This is a genomic window from Neorhizobium huautlense, from assembly GCF_030811685.1.
GTDB lineage: Bacteria > Pseudomonadota > Alphaproteobacteria > Rhizobiales > Rhizobiaceae > Neorhizobium > Neorhizobium huautlense_A.
This window is the reverse complement of sequence record NZ_JAUSRF010000019.1, coordinates 1-16,055: the sequence shown is the minus strand read 5'-3', so window position 1 is coordinate 16,055 and position 16,055 is coordinate 1. Positions and strand designations below refer to the sequence as shown.

At 60.5% G+C, this 16,055-nt stretch carries 14 protein-coding genes and 1 pseudogene; 11 read left to right on the top strand and 4 right to left on the bottom strand.

The window, feature by feature from the left end:
* Positions 1–27 precede the first annotated feature (27 nt).
* From J2T09_RS22345 to iolB, 9 genes are all read left to right on the top strand, one after another.
* Positions 28–1,047, top strand: coding sequence for an ABC transporter permease (locus J2T09_RS22345; protein WP_306838713.1), 1,020 nt, complete (start codon positions 28–30; stop codon positions 1,045–1,047).
* Positions 1,048–1,121: 74 nt separating this feature from the next.
* A complete protein-coding gene (locus J2T09_RS22340) occupies positions 1,122–2,045 on the top strand; it encodes a sugar ABC transporter substrate-binding protein (protein WP_306838711.1) in 924 nt (307 codons plus the stop codon).
* Between the two features lie 74 nt (positions 2,046–2,119).
* Positions 2,120–3,016 carry a sugar phosphate isomerase/epimerase family protein gene (locus J2T09_RS22335; protein WP_306838709.1) on the top strand — a complete coding sequence of 299 codons (897 nt, stop codon included), beginning with the start codon at positions 2,120–2,122 and terminating at the stop codon, positions 3,014–3,016.
* Between the two features lie 10 nt (positions 3,017–3,026).
* Complete coding sequence (locus tag J2T09_RS22330; RefSeq protein ID WP_306838707.1) at positions 3,027–4,037, top strand: Gfo/Idh/MocA family protein; 1,011 nt, start codon at positions 3,027–3,029, stop codon at positions 4,035–4,037.
* Positions 4,038–4,045: 8 nt separating this feature from the next.
* Positions 4,046–4,831 carry a TIM barrel protein gene (locus J2T09_RS22325; RefSeq protein ID WP_306838705.1) on the top strand — a complete coding sequence of 262 codons (786 nt, stop codon included), beginning with the start codon at positions 4,046–4,048 and terminating at the stop codon, positions 4,829–4,831.
* 68 nt (positions 4,832–4,899) lie between these two features.
* Positions 4,900–6,816: a bifunctional 5-dehydro-2-deoxygluconokinase/5-dehydro-2-deoxyphosphogluconate aldolase gene (locus J2T09_RS22320; RefSeq protein ID WP_306838702.1), complete on the top strand. Its 1,917-nt coding sequence runs from the start codon at positions 4,900–4,902 to the stop codon at positions 6,814–6,816.
* 25 nt (positions 6,817–6,841) lie between these two features.
* Complete coding sequence (iolD, locus tag J2T09_RS22315) at positions 6,842–8,677, top strand: 3D-(3,5/4)-trihydroxycyclohexane-1,2-dione acylhydrolase (decyclizing) (RefSeq protein ID WP_306838698.1); 1,836 nt, start codon at positions 6,842–6,844, stop codon at positions 8,675–8,677.
* Between the two features lie 31 nt (positions 8,678–8,708).
* Positions 8,709–9,614 (top strand): myo-inosose-2 dehydratase, encoded by a 906-nt coding sequence (gene iolE / locus J2T09_RS22310; RefSeq protein ID WP_306838696.1) that lies wholly within the window; start codon positions 8,709–8,711, stop codon positions 9,612–9,614.
* A gap of 44 nt (positions 9,615–9,658) precedes the next feature.
* Positions 9,659–10,471 (top strand): 5-deoxy-glucuronate isomerase, encoded by an 813-nt coding sequence (iolB, locus tag J2T09_RS22305; protein WP_306838695.1) that lies wholly within the window; start codon positions 9,659–9,661, stop codon positions 10,469–10,471.
* Positions 10,472–10,534: 63 nt separating this feature from the next.
* Here iolB and J2T09_RS22300 read toward each other — a convergent pair whose 3' ends face one another.
* Genes J2T09_RS22300 through iolG form a run of 4 tightly spaced genes read right to left on the bottom strand, consistent with a single transcriptional unit; the run spans position 10,535 to position 14,744 of the window.
* On the bottom strand, positions 10,535–11,581 hold the full coding sequence (locus J2T09_RS22300) for a Gfo/Idh/MocA family protein (RefSeq protein WP_306838693.1): 1,047 nt from the start codon (positions 11,579–11,581) through the stop codon (positions 10,535–10,537).
* A gap of 28 nt (positions 11,582–11,609) precedes the next feature.
* Entirely contained in the window at positions 11,610–12,782 is a 1,173-nt protein-coding gene (locus J2T09_RS22295; RefSeq protein ID WP_306838690.1) for a Gfo/Idh/MocA family protein, read from the bottom strand.
* Positions 12,783–12,804: 22 nt separating this feature from the next.
* Positions 12,805–13,716, bottom strand: coding sequence for a myo-inosose-2 dehydratase (gene iolE, locus J2T09_RS22290; RefSeq protein WP_306838688.1), 912 nt, complete (start codon positions 13,714–13,716; stop codon positions 12,805–12,807).
* 20 nt (positions 13,717–13,736) lie between these two features.
* Entirely contained in the window at positions 13,737–14,744 is a 1,008-nt protein-coding gene (gene iolG, locus J2T09_RS22285; RefSeq protein WP_306838686.1) for an inositol 2-dehydrogenase, read from the bottom strand.
* A 116-nt stretch (positions 14,745–14,860) separates the two neighbouring features.
* Between iolG and J2T09_RS22280 the strand changes: the two genes are divergently transcribed.
* Together J2T09_RS22280 and J2T09_RS22275 are read left to right on the top strand one after the other, a co-directional pair.
* Positions 14,861–15,874, top strand: a complete 1,014-nt coding sequence (locus J2T09_RS22280; RefSeq protein WP_306838684.1) for a LacI family DNA-binding transcriptional regulator — start codon at positions 14,861–14,863, stop codon at positions 15,872–15,874.
* A pseudogene (locus J2T09_RS22275) lies at positions 15,871–16,055 on the top strand (hypothetical protein); the annotation flags it as partial. The gene J2T09_RS22280 and the pseudogene J2T09_RS22275, both read left to right, overlap by 4 nt.

The following is a 16,055-nucleotide window of genomic DNA, read 5'->3' as shown; positions in this document are numbered from 1 at the left end:
CGGGGCCCTGGGAGGAAAGACAAGACAATGAATACCGCCACACAGACCGCAGCCCCCGCCGCCCGATCGAGGCGCAAATTGCCTTCCGAGGTGAACATTCTTCTCGTGCTTGTCGGCATTTCGCTGACATTCGAAATCCTCGGCTGGATCCTGCAGGGACAGAGCTTTCTCGGCAATACGCAACGCCTGTCGATCATGATCCTGCAGGTGTCGGTCATCGGCATCATCGCCATCGGCGTGACGCAGGTGATCATATCCGGCGGTATCGACCTCAGTTCCGGCTCGATCGTCGGTGCGACCGCCATGATCGCCATGAGCCTTGCGCAGGTCGGTACCTTCCCTCGCGCGGTTTACCCCGGGCTGACTGACCTGCCGGTCATCGTGCCGATCATCGTCGGCCTGCTGATCGGGTTGGCCTGTGGCCTCATAAACGGGCTTTTGATCGCCTATACCAAAATCCCGCCATTCATCGCTACGCTTGGCATGATGGTCGCCGCCCGCGGTTTCGCCAAATGGTACACCAAGGGCCAGCCGATCAGCTTCCCCACCGATGGTTTTGCAGCACTCGGCCAGGGCCTCAATCCGGTCTTCATCTTTCTCGGTGTCGCGGCGCTGCTGCATGTCGTGCTGCGTTATACCCGCTATGGCAAGTTCACCTATGCGATCGGTGCCAACCCGCAGGCCGCCCGCGTGTCCGGCATCAATGTCGAGCGCCACACCGTCAAGATCTATGCCGTTGCCGGCATCCTTTCCGGTCTCGCCGGCATCGTCGTCGCCGCCCGCGGCCTGACGGCGCAGGCAGGCATGGGCACCATGTATGAACTGGATGCGATCGCCATGGCCGTCATCGGCGGCGTGTCGCTGGCCGGTGGTCGCGGATCGATCCTCGGAACGATGATCGGAATGATCATCTTCGGGGTCATCATCTCCGGCTTCACGTTCCTGCGCCTGGATGCCTATTACCAGGAAATGCTCAAGGGAGCGATCATCGTCGCGGCCGTCGTCGCCGACGTTTACAGGCAGCGCAAGCGGGTGAAGACGACCTGATCGTCAAACACGACCGATCACCGTCAATCGCCTGACAACTACAGATACAGACTATCAACTCCGTGAGGACTGTCATGAAACAGTTTCTGATGACGACCGCGCTTTGCCTTCTCGCAGTGCCCGCAATGGCCCAGACGCGTGTCGGCGTAAGCATGACCTCTTTCGACAATCCGTTCCTGACCATTCTCCTGAATGGGATGCGCGGCGAGGCGGCAAAGGCCGGAACGGTCGAGCTGCTGGCCGAGGATGCCCAGCTCGATCCGTCCAAGCAGCTCAACCAGGTGCAGAACTTCATCGCCAACGGTGTCAGCGCCATCATCGTCAACGCCGTCGACGGCGATGCGACGGCCGCCATTACCCGCGCTGCTTCCGATGCCGGCATTCCTCTGGTCTATGTCAATCATCCGCCTGCCGAGCTGGACAGCGGCATGACCAAGGGCACGGCCTTTGTCGGTTCCGACGAGCGTCAGTCCGGCACCATGGAAGCGCAGGCTGCCTGCAAGCTGATGGGCGGCAAGGGCAAGGCGGTCATCCTCATGGGACCGCTCGAAAACCATGCCGCGCTCGTTCGCACCAAGGATGTCGAGGATAATTTCGCCAAGCCCGATTGCAATATCGAGATCCTCGAAAAGCAGACAGCGAACTGGAACCGCACCCAGGCCCAGGATCTGGTGTCGTCCTGGATGACGGCCGGCCTGAAGTTCGATGCGGTGATCGCCAACAATGACGAAATGGCGATCGGCGCAGCGCAGGCTCTCAAGGCTGGAGGCATTTCGATGAAGGATGTCGTCATCGCCGGCATCGATGCCACGCCGGATGGCATTGCCGCCATGAAGGCCGGTGACCTCGATATTACTGTTTTCCAGAATGCCACGAAGCAGGGCGAGGTCGCCGTTCAGACCGCGGTGAAAATGGCCGCCGGCGAAGATACCGAGCAGACGCTCTGGGTGCCGTTCGAACTCGTCACCCCGGAAAACATGGCCAGTTACGACAAATAGGCAGCGGTACTACTGCGTCGGTTCCGTCCGGCTGATGCGCATACCACGCACGGAAAAATCTACTGGAGGTATTTATGAAACACGCTCTTGATCCCCACATGATCAGGCACCTGTCGCTTGAGGATACATGCAGGAAGACGGCAGAACTGGGTTATGATTTCGTGGAGCTGTCTCCCCGCCCCGATTTCCTGTCCTGGTGGACACGGCCCAAGGTTTACCCGGAGCGTGTAGCCAGCTTCAAAAAGGCCCTGAAAGATCACGGTCTGGGGCTGGCGACGTTACAGCCCATGTATCGCTGGTCCAGCCCATACGTGGACGAATGGGAGATGGCCATCGAAAATTGGAAGCGCGCCATCGAGATTGCCGTCGAAATGGAATGCCCGATGCTCGTTTCCGAATTTGGAAGAGGCGGGTCTCCTGACCGGAGCCTGAATGATCGGTCAGGTCTTCACCGGCCGGAAACATGCGAGGGACAGTTCTTCAAGGCGATGGACATATTGGTGCCGATTCTTGAACGGGAAGGCATCATCCTGTCTCTCGAAGCGCATCCGGAAGACTGGGTCGAGGAAATCGCTCCGGCCATCGACATTATCAAAACCATCAACTCGAAGGCTGTGAAGGCTTCCTTCATTGCCCCCCATACCTTCTTCTATGGCCCGGACATGGTCGCCAACCTGCGGGCAACAGAAGGCCATCTCGTTCATGTTCGTCTGGCCGATACCTACGATCACAACAAGTCCTCCCAGTTGCGATACATCGTCAATCCGCCAGGCTCAAAAGTACGGGTGCACCAGCATACGGACTTCGGTCAGGGAGAAATCGACTGGGAAACGTTCTTTTCCACGCTCGCCGAGATGAAATTCGACGGCGTTCTTTCGAACTGCGTGTTCGCCTGGGAAGACCGCGCCGAAGATAGCGCCCGCTTCATGCTCAGCGAAACAAAACGTTACATCAACAAATACTGGAATTGAGGAACTCTCCATGACTGTGAGAATTGGTGTCATCGGCACCGGCGCCATCGGCCGGGACCACGCACGCCGCATCAACCATGTTTTGGGCGGTGCGAAAATCGTCGCGCTCAGCGATGTCAACAAGGCTTCGGCCGAAGCCGTGAGGCAGGACATCGCACCGGATGCGAAGGTTTACGATACCGGTGAGGAGCTGATCGCATCGTCGGATGTCGACGCCGTGCTCGTCACGTCCTGGGGCGCCACGCACGAACAATACGTGCTCGCGGCCATCGCCGCCGGCAAGCCGTGCTTCTGCGAAAAGCCTCTGGCGACCACCGCCGATGGCGCAAAACGCATCGTCGATGCCGAAGTCAGCCACGGAAAGCGCCTCGTACAGGTCGGTTTCATGCGTCGTTACGATGCCGGCTATGTAGCCCTGAAGCAGGCCGTGGACAGCAAGATCGGCGCGCCTATCATGGTTCACGCCGCCCACCGCAACCCGACGGTGCCCGAACAGTACGTGACGCCGATGGCGATCCACGACACGCTGATCCACGAAATCGATGTGTTTCGCTGGCTTTTGAATGATGACTACGTCTCGGCCCGCGTGCTTTTCCCGCGCTCGTCGGCGCGCAGCCACGCAAAACTCAAGGATCCCCAGATCGTTATTCTTGAGACCGCCAAGGGCACGATCATCAATGTCGAGGTTTTTGTGAATTGCCACTACGGCTACGACATCCAGTGCGAAGTCGTCGGCGAGGACGGTATTGCCCGGCTGCCCGAGCCGATGGCCATCCAGATGCGTCTCGGTGCCAAACTGCAGAACGAGATCCTGACGGACTGGAAGGATCGTTTCATCGCGAGCTACGATGTCGAGCTGCAGGACTTCATCCACGCGGCTGCCAAGGGTACGGCTTCCGGCCCGACCTCCTGGGACGGTTATGTCGCGGCAATCACGTCCGATGCCTGCGTCACCGCTCAGGACAGCGAGGGCGATGCTGTCGCCATCAATCTTCCGACGCGTCCGTCGCTTTATAACTGAGGTCCGTCATGCGTTTTGCGATCAACCACATTACCGCGCCGAAACTGTCGCTCGAGGAATTTTTCGATGCCGCCAAGTCTCTCGGTCTGACGGAAGTCGAAATCCGCAACGATCTTCCCGACATCGTCGGTACCGTCTCGCCCGAGGCGGTGAAGCAGGCCGCAGCAAAGGCCGGCGTGAAGATCATTTCGATCAATGCGCTTTATCCGTTCAATGTCTGGTCCGGCGATCTGCCGGATCGGGCTGCGGCGCTTGCCGATTATGCGGCGGCGAGCGGTGCCGAGGCTCTGGTCATGTGCCCCCTTAACGACGGCAGAAAAATCTCTTTCGACGACCTCGTGACGGCGCTCAAGGCGATGAAGCCGATCCTCGACGAGCGCGGGCTGACCGGTCTGGTTGAGCCTCTCGGGTTTCCCATCTCGTCGCTGCGTACCAAGAAGGAGGCGCTGCGTGCTATCGAGGCTGCCGGAGGCGGCAGCACATACAAGCTGGTGCACGACACGTTCCATCATCATCTGGCAGGCGAAACCGAGTTCTTCCCGCAACAGACCGGCCTCGTTCACATTTCGGGCGTGGTCGATCCGGCCGTCGCCGTGGATGACATGCTCGATGCACATCGTGTTCTCGTCGATGACGCCGACCGCCTGGAAAATGCCGGGCAGATCAAGGCTCTGAACGACGCCGGTTATACCGGCCCCTACAGCTTCGAACCATTCGCCGCCGAAGTGCACGCGCTGGAGGACCCGGTCGCGGCTGTCAGGGACAGTATCGCGCATATCGGAAAGTCGATCTGAGTGAATGCGCCCGCAGCCCGCTGCGGGCGCCGATCAATGAATGTCTGCCGGCAAGCCGGAGGAGTGAAATGGCAAAAACACTGGATGTTATCACGATCGGTCGCTCGTCCGTGGATCTCTACGGCGGGCAGGTCGGTGGCCGGCTTGAAGATATGGGCTCGTTCCAGAAATATATCGGCGGCTCCCCGACCAACATGGCCGCCGGAACGGCGAGGCTTGGGTTGCGCTCGGCGCTGATCACGCGCGTCGGCGACGAACACATGGGCCGCTTCATCCGGGAGGAGTTGCAGAAAGAAGGTGTCGATGTCAGGGGGGTCCGCACCGACAGCGAGAGGCTTACGGCGCTGGTTCTGCTCGGTATCCGTGACGAAGAACGGTTTCCGTTGATCTTCTACCGTGAAAACTGCGCCGACATGGCGCTTTGTGACGACGATATCGATGAGGCCTTCGTGGCCGAAAGCCGATCTGTCGTCGTCACCGGAACACATCTGAGCCATCCCCGGACCGAAAGCGCCGTTGTGAAGGCAATCCGTCTGGGGCGCCGGCACGGCGCGCGCATCGGCCTCGATATCGATTACCGGCCCAATCTGTGGGGTCTTGCCGGCCATGGCGACGGCGAAAGCCGTTTCATCGAAAGCGGTCACGTCACCGCCAAGCTGCAGAGCCATCTTCATCTCTTCGATCTGATCGTCGGGACGGAAGAGGAATTTCACATCGCCGGCGGATCGACCGACACGATCGCCGCACTTCGGGCTGTCCGCGCCGTGTCTTCGGCCACGCTGGTATGCAAGCGTGGCGCGGCCGGTGCTGTGGCATTCACGGGCGCGATCCCGGACAGCCTCGATGACGGCGAAAGCGGCCCCGGATTTCCGATCGAGGTTTTTAACGTGCTTGGTGCCGGCGATGGTTTCATGTCCGGCCTGATCAAGGGCTGGCTCGAGGACGCGCCATGGCCGCGCGCGCTGGAATATGCCAATGCCTGCGGTGCCTTCGCCGTCAGCCGGCATGGATGCACACCCGCATACCCATCTCTTCAGGAACTGGAGTTTTTCCTGCAGCGCGGTGTGAAAGACAGGGCATTGCGCAAGGATGCGGAACTTGAGCAAATCCATTGGGCGACAAACCGCCATAATGACTGGTCGACGATGCGTGTTTTCGCCTTCGACCACCGTATGCAGCTGGAAGCCATGGAAGGTGCGACGGCCGAAAAAATCGGAGAGTTCAAGAAACTTTGCCTGCAGGCGGCGCTCAATGTTCAGGCCGGTGGGCCGGGTTATGGCATCCTGTGCGACAATCGCCTTGGCCGTCAGGCGCTGCACGCTGCATCCGGCACGGGCCTGTGGATCGGAAGGCCGGTCGAGTGGCCGGGATCGCGGCCGCTGACGCTCGAACCGGAACTGGGAGCCGATTATGGCGGGCTCGGCGAATGGGCGCTTGAAAACGTCGTCAAGGTCCTGTGCTTCTGCCATCCGGACGACAGCGCCGAGATGCGGGCAGAACAGGAAGCGACCATCAGCCGGCTGTTTGCATGCGCCCGCCGCAACCGGCTCGAATTTCTGCTCGAGGTCATCCCGTCGAAGGTCGGCCCCGTCGATGACGATACGACCGCGATGCTGATCCGGCGTTTTTACGAGATCGGCATCTACCCGGACTGGTGGAAGCTGGAGCCGATGGTCAGTGCCATGGCCTGGGAAAAAACCTGTGCCGCGATCAACGACAACGACCCGAACACCCGCGGTATCGTCGTGCTGGGACTGGATGCACCGGAAGCCGAACTGGCGGCAAGCTTCGCTGTTGCGGCGGCCTATCCGCTGGTCAAGGGGTTTGCCGTCGGCCGCACGATTTTCGGCTCCGCCGCCAGGAACTGGCTGGCCGGCTCGCTCAGCGACAGTGACGCCATCAAGGACATGGAGGATCGATACCGCCGCCTTTGCACCATCTGGGACGAGGCGCGCGCCGCAGGTAACAAGGCTGTCGCGGTTTGATCCGGCAGGGAGGAGAATACAGGAAATGACAGAGACAATTCGGCTCACCGCAGCGCAGGCCATGTTCCGCTGGCTGTCCGTTCAGATGAACGAGGATGGCGAGCGTTTCATCGAGGGTGTATGGGCGATCTTCGGCCATGGCAATGTTGCCGGTATCGGCGAAGCCCTGCATGGCATTCAGGACAGATTGCCCACCTGGCGCGGCCAGAACGAGCAGACAATGGCACACGCGGCGATCGCCTATGCCAAGACCCGCCGCCGGCGCAAGGCGATGGCGGTCACCTCGTCGATCGGGCCCGGTGCCACCAACATGGTCACGGCCGCAGCACTTGCCCATGTCAACCGCTTGCCTGTCCTGCTCATTCCCGGCGATGTTTTTGCCAATCGCCGCCCCGACCCGGTTTTGCAGCAGATCGAGGATTTCGATGACGGCACCATGACGGTGACGGATTGCTTCCGCCCGGTCAGCCGCTATTTCGACAGGATCACGCGCCCGGAACATCTTCTGACAGCCTTGCCTCGGGCCATGCAGGTCATGACCGATCCGGCCAATTGCGGTCCCGTCACGCTTGCCTTCTGCCAGGATGTCCAGGCGGAAGCCTATGACTGGCCGCAAAGCTTCTTTGAGGAAAAGACGTGGCGTATTCGCCGGCTGGAGCCGGATCCGCGCGAGATCGACGATGTCGTCGCGGCATTGAAGGCGGCGCGCAATCCGGTCATCGTCGCCGGTGGCGGCGTGCTTTATTCCGGCGCCGAGCGGGAACTGCTGAACTTTGCCAAGGCGCACAACATCGCGATTGTGGAAACCCAGGCCGGCAAGGGCGCCGTCGATTGGAAGGAAAAGCTGAATTTCGGATCTCCGGGCGTGACCGGCACCGATTGCGGCAATAGGATCGCCGCCAGCGCCGATCTCATCCTGGGCATCGGCACCCGTTTCCAGGATTTCACCACCGGCAGCTGGACCGCGTTTGCCAATCCGGCGCGCAAGCTGATTTCGATCAATCTGGCAGGGTATGACGCCGCAAAACATGGCGCCATTCCGCTTGTCTGCGATGCCCGTGTGGCGCTGACGCGGCTGTCGATCAGTCTCGGCAATCACCGCTATGCCGACCCGGATTTCGCCGCGCGCGATGCCTGGTTCAAACTTTCGGACGAGGCCCTTGCCGCGCCGGCACAGGAAGGCGCAAACTTCCTGCCGTCGGATGCCCATGTGATCGGCGCTGTCCTGCGTCAGGCAGGGGAAAACACCGTCGCCATGTGTGCGGCCGGCACCATGCCCGGTGCGTTGCAGGTTCTGTGGCGTGCGGCAGCGAGTGGCTACCACATGGAATATGGTTATTCCTGCATGGGCTACGAGGTTGCGGGTGCATTCGGCATCAAGCTCGCGGCTCCGGAAAAAGAGGTCATCTGCTTCGTTGGCGATGGCAGTTACATGATGGCCAATTCCGAACTTGCCACAGCGGTGATGATGCGCGTGCCGTTCACCATCGTTCTCACCGACAATCGCGGTTACGGCTGCATCAACCGCCTGCAGCAGGAATGCGGCGGCGCCGAGTTCAACAACATGTACAAGGACAGCAATATCGAGGTGCAGCCCGAAATCGATTTCGCGGCGCATGCGGCTTCGATGGGCGCTCATGCTCTCAAGGTTTCCGGTATCGCGGGGCTTGAGGCGGCGCTCGTGACCGCTCGCGATCGAGATATCCCGACGGTGATCGTCATCGACACGGAAGCTCTGACCGGTGCCGGCATCGGCGGTGGCTGGTGGGATGTTGCCGTGCCTGAAGTCGGCACAACCGAAAAACTGAAACAGGCCCGCGCGCATTACGAGGCGAATGTCGCCCGCCAGCGCATCAATTGAACCCTGTGGCAGAAGCCCGAAGGATAAGATCATGATACTTTATGGAACCAACCCCATCGCATGGTCCAATGACGACGATCACACGATCGGCGCGCATCTGACCCTTGAGGACTGCCTTTCGGATTGCCGGAAAATCGGCTTCGACGGCATCGAGAAGGGCCACAAGATGCCCGACGAAGGTGGTGCGCTGAAGGCGAAGCTGGGTGAATTCGGACTGCGCTTCGTCGGCGGCTGGCATTCGACCAATCTGCTCGTCAACGACGTCGCTTCCGAAAAGGTCGCCTTGCAAAAATTCATCGACATGACCCGCGCGGCAGATGGCGATCATATCAACGTGTGCGAATGCTCCAACACCGTGCATGGCAGCGACGGTACGCCCGTGAACAACCGACCGATCATGACGGATGCGCAGTGGACGCGTTTTTCCGAAGGCTACGAAGAGCTGTCGAAATACGCTGCCGATCAGGGCGTCAGGATGGGCTATCACCACCACATGGGCACGATCATCGAAAGTGCCGCCGATATCGACCGTTTCATGGATATGGCCGGCCCTCATACCCGACTTCTTCTCGATACCGGCCATTGCACGTTCGGCGGTGCGAACCCCCAGGAGGTAGCGGAAAAATACATGGACCGGGTGACCCATATCCATGCCAAGAACATCCGCCCCGAGATCATGAAACAGGTGCGGTCCGAAAACCTGTCCTTTATCGAGGGCGTGCGCCGCGGTGTCTTCACGGTACCGGGAGACCTCGAAGGTTGCGTTGATTTCGCATCCGTATTGAAGGTGGCGGCCGCGCATCGGTATTCGGGATGGCTAGTGATCGAGGCGGAGCAGGACAGCGCGGTGCGCGAGCCGTTCCATTACCAGAGCATGGGGTTGAAGGCCCTGAAAACGATCTCCCGAGAGGTGGGGCTGGACAGGGCTGCGGCCTGACACGAAAGGCCAACACATAAATTCAAACAGACGAGGAGCGGATCATGAGCCATCTTCTGCGCCGACCTTTTGGCAATCACGGCAAGGTCCACGAGATCACAGCGCAATCTGCCGGCTGGCGTTATGTCGGCTTCAATCTCTATCGGTTGCGTGAGGGGGAAACCGTCGGTGAGGCCACTGGCGGTACGGAAGCCATTCTGGTCATGGTGGAGGGCAAGGCCCGGTTCACCGCTGCCGGCAAGGACTGGGGTGAACTGGGTGATCGCATGGACGTCTTCGAAAAGACGCCGCCGCATTGCCTTTACGTGCCGAACGGCGAAAGCTGGGAAGCACGTGCCACGACCGATTGCACGATCGGCGTTTGCCTTGCACCCGGCAGAGGAGGGCATCCCGCCCGTAGGATCGGCCCCGACGGCATCACCCTGACGCCACGCGGCATCGGTTCGAACCAGCGCCATATCAACAATATCGCCATGGAAGCGGAGGATTATTGCGACAGTCTTCTGGTAACGGAGGTGTTCACGCCACCGGGCAACTGGTCGTCCTATCCGAGCCACCGTCATGACGAGGACGACTTTCCCCGTATCACCTATCTCGAGGAAACCTATTATCATCGCCTCAACCCGGCTCAGGGTTTTGGCGTCCAGCGCGTCTATACCGATGACGGCTCGCTGGACGAAACCATGGCCGTGAAGAACCATGATGTCGTGCTCGTTCCGCGCGGACATCATCCCTGTGGCGCACCGCATGGCTATGAGATGTATTACCTGAACGTGATGGCCGGCCCGCGTCGAGCTTGGCGGTTCGAGCCCGATCCGGCACATGCCTGGATTCTGGAGCGCGACAAGCCGAAGTGATGCGCAGGACTGAATATGGGATTTATCCAGGGGGCGGGTGGAAACATCCACCCCCTAGCTTCTCTATTCCCGAAGACCTGCCTCGGCGAAATCGATACGCAGCGCATGACGGATCGCATCGAGCGTCTTCATTGTTGCGAGTGACGCGTCGAGCGGCCGGCACGGGCTTTCCAGACCGCCCTGCGCGATGGTGCGGGCGATGCCCGCTGCTTGGTGGTAGAGGCCTTCGAAATGCGCGCCGCGTGCTTCCTCGTATGTCAGTCGCGTCGAACCATCCCGCGACCAGACCTCGAACGACCCCGGCAGGTGGAACTCGCTGATGAAGCGGATCGACCCTTTCGAGCCGACGATTGCCGCATTGGTCGGCGTGAAGCCGTAAAGCGTCGTCGCCATCGTGCCCTGCGCACCCCGGTCATTGATCATCGCGACAGCCAGTTGACCGTTCACGCCGGCCGGATCGGGCGTGGCGACGCCGACGACCCTGGACGGTACGCCGAGAAGTCTTGTCAGAAGCGAGACCGGATAGGTGCCGAGATCGAGCAGCGGGCCGCCGGCAAGACTGGCATCGAAGATGCGGTGATCGCGTGGCAGGTATTCGCCGTATTCCGTGTAGACCGATCTTATTTCGCCGATCGTGCCGGCATCCAATATCTGGCTGATGACGTCGAACTTCGGCAGGAAATAGGTCCATAGCGCCTCGGCGAAAAACACGCCCTTGCGGCGGGCGGCAGCCACCATTTCGGCGGCCTGCGCATGGTTCAGCGCCATCGGTTTTTCAACCAGTACATGTTTGCCCGCTTCGATGGCCAGAAGCACATGTCGGTGATGTTCGCCATGCGGCGTCGCAACGTAGATGATGTCTATATCCGGCGCCTGAACAAGGGCGTCATAGCTGCCATACGCTTTTTCGATCTTCCAATCGTTTGCAAAGCGGTCCGCCGAAGTCTGCGATCGGGAGCCGACAGCGGCAATCACCTGTCGCGTATGTGCCTTGACGGATTCGGTAAATTTGGCGGCGATCCAGCCGGAGCCGAGAATGCCCCACCGCAAGGGTGGAGCATCCTGCGCCGGTTCCAGCCGCGATGGCGGCAGGGATGTGGGAAAGGACATCGATAGTCTCCTTGTTCGAAGCTTGCGGTCAGCGCGCAGTCTGCTCCCAGTTTCCGGTTTCCAGCGAGCGTTCCATGGCGTCGATGATGCGCTCATTGGCAAGGCCGAATTCGAAATTCGGGTAGCAGTCCGCATCGCGCATGATGCCTTCGATCAGGTCACGCACCTCGATGACCTTCACATCGAAATACCCGAGCCCCCCGCCTGCAAAATCGAAGCCGAAAAAGGCAGAAAATTGCGGCACCTGGCTGCCGGCAAGGATCGTCTTGAAGCCGCGATCCGGTTTCGGATCATTGAAACGAGAAATCTTCAGTTCATTGAAGCGTTCGCCGTCCATGATCAGCGTACCCTCGGTGCCGGACACTTCCCAGTAAACACCAAAGACCTTGCCGGCCGCGACACGTGACGCCTCGATCGTGCCGCCGGCCCCGGACTCGAAACGGACGAGCGTCTGGATCTGGTCCTCGTTTTCCACCGTGGCGCGTGGCGCCTTCTCACTGGCCTTGGCGCCATAGCCGGAACCGCCCTGCGGCACGGGGCGGGTGGGGAAAAACGTCTGGCTTTGCGCGACCACGCTCTCTATATCGCCCATCAGATACTGGGCGACCGAAATGACATGGCTTCCAAGATCACCCAGAGCGCCGGACCCCGCTTCCCTTCGGGTGCAACGCCATGAGAACGGCAGTTCCGGATCGTTGAAGAAACCCTGATCGAACCAACCGCGAAAACGCATCGGCCGGCCGATCTCGCCGCGATCGATGATCTGCTTGGCAAGCATGGCGGCGGGCGTCTTGATGTTGTTGAAGGCGACCATCGTCTTCACACCCTTCCTTCGGGCGGCCTCGGCCATCTCTTCAGCTTCAGCCAGCGTCACCGAAAGCGGTTTTTCGCAATAGACGTGCTTGCCGGCGGCAATCGCCGCCAAGGCCATTTCATGGTGCATGGCATTGGGAGAGGTGATGTCGACGATGTCGACATTTGGGTCCTCGATCAGCTTGCGCCAGTCGCCGGTGCTTTTTTCGAACCCATAGCGGCTCGCCGCATCTGCAGCCAGGTCATCATTGGCGTCGGCCAGCATGTAAAGATGCGGCACGGCGGCGAGATCGCGATACAGCATGCCGGCGCGGCGATAGGCGTCGGCATGGGCCTGTCCCATGAAGCCGGAACCGATCAAGCCGATATTGAGCGTTTTTCTGACCATCTGTCTTTCCTTCGTGATCCGTTCAGGCTGTGAAAATATCGTGCAAGTGAAGGTAACCGCGCGTCACTGCCGGTTTTGGCGGCGCCTTGGCGGGGTCCTGTTCGGCTTCCACCACCAGCCAGCCGCGATAGCCGCCGGCTTTCACGAAACGGGCGATCGGTGCAAAATCGACAGTGCCGTCGCCGGGCACGGTGAACATGCCCTCGCGAACGCCGGCGTTGAAGCTCAGGTCCTTGGCGCGCACCGACGCCATCACCTGAGCACGCACATCCTTCAGGTGGATATGGACGATCCTGTCGCCGAAACGGTCGATGAGGCGGGTATAATCGAAGCCGCCGCCGACGGCATGACCGGTATCGAGCAAAAGTCCCGCCTGCGGTCCGGTTGCGTCAATGATTGCGGATATCTCGTCAAACGTTTCCGCCACCATCATCAGGTGGTGGTGATAGGCTAGTGTCAGCCCGAACTCGCCGTCGAGATATCTGGAAAACTCTGTCAGGCGTGCGGCATAGCCGCCGACATCGGATGAAGGCATCAGACGTCTGGCCGACATCTGCATGTCGAGCGGCGCGCCCGGCGCCATCATGGCAACCTCGCCATAGACCATCACCCGGCAGCCCATGTCGCGCAGCAAACCGGCATGGGCTTCAACCGCAGCCTTCTCGTCGGCAACAGCGGTTTCCGCGAGCTTGCCCGAATACCAGCCGGAGGCAAGAGCAAGGCCGCGCTGCTCCAGCATGGGCATGAGCATGGCCGGTTCGCGTGGGAACTTGCGGCCAAGTTCCATACCCTGATACCCGGCGTCGGCAGCCTCGTCGAGGCAGGTCTCGACGGATATGTCTGTGCCCAGATCCTCAAGCACGTCATTCGTCCAGGACAGCGGGCTGACGGCGACCCTGACGCCGGATGGAAGAAATGTGGTGTCTGTCGTCATGGTTTTCTCCTTGTCGGCGATCAGGGCTGCCAGTTCGCATCGACGTCGATCGGCATCCGTCGTGTCATCGAAGCAATTGCCGCTTCAGCAAGGCGTTGTGCCTCCAGCCCGTCGCGTATGCCTGCCAGCGGTGCGCGGGCGGTCTCGATGAGGTCCACGAATGCGAACATTTCGGCCCGATAGGCATCGGCGAAACGTTCGATGAAATAGTTCATCGGCGGAGAGGAGTGGAAACCGCCGGCATCGGCAATGGTGACGCCCCGTTGCGGACGATTTTCGACGTAAAGCACTTCACGCGAGCAAAGCGCTTCCAGTCGCTGGTCGTAACCGAAGGGCGCCCGCCGGCAATTGACCATCTGCACGAATTTGCCGGAACGGGAGGTGAGGGTGATCATCGCCGTATCGATATCGCCGGCTGCGGCGATGTCCGGGTCGATCAGCGAATTGCCGACGGCATAGACTGTGGCGATTTCCTCGCCCAGCAGATAACGCGCCATGTCGAAATCATGGATGGCCTGATCGCGAAACATGCCGCCGGATCGCTCGACGTAAGCGCGCGGTGGCGGCGACGGGTCGCGTGTATGCATCACGACATGTTCGAGCTTTCCGGCGTCGCCGCTGGCGATACGGTCGCGCACGAAACGAAAATTGGTGTCATAGCGCCGCTGGAAACCGAGAAGGCAGGGGATGCCGGATGTCTCGACCCGCTCGACGACATGCCGTACCGTCGCGAAATCCAGGCTGATCGGCTTTTCGCAGAACACTGCCTTACCCGTCTGCGCACAGCGCAGCAGGATATCCGAATGTGTATCCGTCGAGCTGGCAATGACCACGCCTGGCAGGGAGCTGTCGGAAAACACGGTTTCGGCATCGACGATGGCGGCGCCAGTTGCCGCTGCAAGGCGGTCGCGATCGGCGCTTTCAATCGGGTCCACGATATATTTGAGGCGAATGGACGGATGCGCTGCGGCATTGGCGGCATGCACCTGGCCAATCCGCCCCGCACCGAACAGAGCGAGTTCGATCATGATTTTCCTCCCGTGTCGAACGCCGTCTCCCAAGCGTCCGGTTGTCCGGAAGAATACTCATATGCTAATGATGTCGTACTTCATTTTTGAAGAGATCTCTTCAAGGTGTTTGTGAGATGAGCAAGGCGACAGCGAGGGATATTGCGGAAGCGGCGGGCCTTTCCCTGTCCACGGTCGACCGTGTTCTCAATAATCGCGGCGGTGTTTCGCAGGACAAGGAGCGGCGCGTCCTCGAATGGGCGCGACGCCTGAACATCGACCGCGCGCTCAATCAGCGCGTTGCAAGAACGCTGCGCATCGCCGTGCTGCTGCAGCCTCGCGAAAACCCGTTTCATGCCTCGGTTCAGCGCAGCTTCGAGGCGGCGACCCGGCAGTTTTCCCGGTTCAATCTGCAGTTCAACATCCACCATATCGATCCGGGCCGCTCCGAGACGACCGTGGCCCTGATCCGGCATTTGATGGAGTGTTGCGACGGCCTGGCTATCGTCAGTGCGCAGGACGAGGAGGTGGCCGCCGCACTGCGCACGTTCACGGCATCGGGAAAGCCTGTCGTGACGCTGGTCACCGACATGCGAGGCGCTGACCGTTTTGCTTATGTCGGGCCGGACAACAGGCGCGCCGGTCGCGTCGCGGGTGATCTGATGGGGCGTTTGCTGGGCAAGGGGGGAGGCGATGTCGTGATCATTTCCGGCATGCTCAGCATGATCGGCCATGAGGAGCGCGAAATGGGCTTTCGCGCGGTCTTGCGTGAGCGTTATCCGGCATGCCGGGTTGCCGAGGTTCTGGAAAGTCGCGAGCGGGCGGAACTGGCCGGCGATCTGGTGTTCAGTGCCCTGAAAAACAATGACGACATCCGGGGTATCTACAATGCATCGGCGGGGGCCTTGTCGGTGGTGAAAGCCATCAGGACGCTGGGAAGACGCGACGACATCACCTTCATCACCCACGAACTGACGGAGGATCGCAGGCAGCTTTTGCGCGAAGGGTTGATCGATGTCATTATCGATCAGGACCCGGCGTTCGAGGTAAAAACCGCGGTCGAAGTCTTCGCGCATCATTTCGGCCGCAGCGACGAAGCGCCCGCTTCCCTGATCACGCCCATCCATATCCACATGATCGAGAACGGTTGAGCCGAGGCCCGCCGCCGCGCCGTCATCACCATCGCGACCGCGACAACGGCCGCGTTATCGCCGGCGGTCTTGCTGCCGGTGTCATCGGCGGCCTGATCGGTGGCGCCATCGCCAACAGCAATAATGGCCCGCGTTATTACGTGGAAGAGCCGCCACCGCCGCGCTGCTGGTTCGAAGACCG

Bases quoted from the DNA above. Each gene is read 5' to 3' on its own strand.
- J2T09_RS22340 (WP_306838711.1), top strand. From the start codon at position 1,122: ATGAAACAGTTTCTGATGACGACCGCGCTTTGCCTTCTCGCAGTGCCC.
- iolG (WP_306838686.1), bottom strand. From the start codon at position 14,744: ATGATCGAACTCGCTCTGTTCGGTGCGGGGCGGATTGGCCAGGTGCAT.
- J2T09_RS22280 (WP_306838684.1), top strand. From the start codon at position 14,861: ATGAGCAAGGCGACAGCGAGGGATATTGCGGAAGCGGCGGGCCTTTCC.
- iolD (WP_306838698.1), top strand. From the start codon at position 6,842: ATGACAGAGACAATTCGGCTCACCGCAGCGCAGGCCATGTTCCGCTGG.
- J2T09_RS22300 (WP_306838693.1), bottom strand. From the start codon at position 11,581: ATGTCCTTTCCCACATCCCTGCCGCCATCGCGGCTGGAACCGGCGCAG.
- iolE (WP_306838688.1), bottom strand. From the start codon at position 13,716: ATGACGACAGACACCACATTTCTTCCATCCGGCGTCAGGGTCGCCGTC.
- J2T09_RS22325 (WP_306838705.1), top strand. From the start codon at position 4,046: ATGCGTTTTGCGATCAACCACATTACCGCGCCGAAACTGTCGCTCGAG.
- J2T09_RS22345 (WP_306838713.1), top strand. From the start codon at position 28: ATGAATACCGCCACACAGACCGCAGCCCCCGCCGCCCGATCGAGGCGC.
- J2T09_RS22295 (WP_306838690.1), bottom strand. From the start codon at position 12,782: ATGGTCAGAAAAACGCTCAATATCGGCTTGATCGGTTCCGGCTTCATG.
- J2T09_RS22320 (WP_306838702.1), top strand. From the start codon at position 4,900: ATGGCAAAAACACTGGATGTTATCACGATCGGTCGCTCGTCCGTGGAT.
- J2T09_RS22335 (WP_306838709.1), top strand. From the start codon at position 2,120: ATGAAACACGCTCTTGATCCCCACATGATCAGGCACCTGTCGCTTGAG.
- iolB (WP_306838695.1), top strand. From the start codon at position 9,659: ATGAGCCATCTTCTGCGCCGACCTTTTGGCAATCACGGCAAGGTCCAC.
- iolE (WP_306838696.1), top strand. From the start codon at position 8,709: ATGATACTTTATGGAACCAACCCCATCGCATGGTCCAATGACGACGAT.
- J2T09_RS22330 (WP_306838707.1), top strand. From the start codon at position 3,027: ATGACTGTGAGAATTGGTGTCATCGGCACCGGCGCCATCGGCCGGGAC.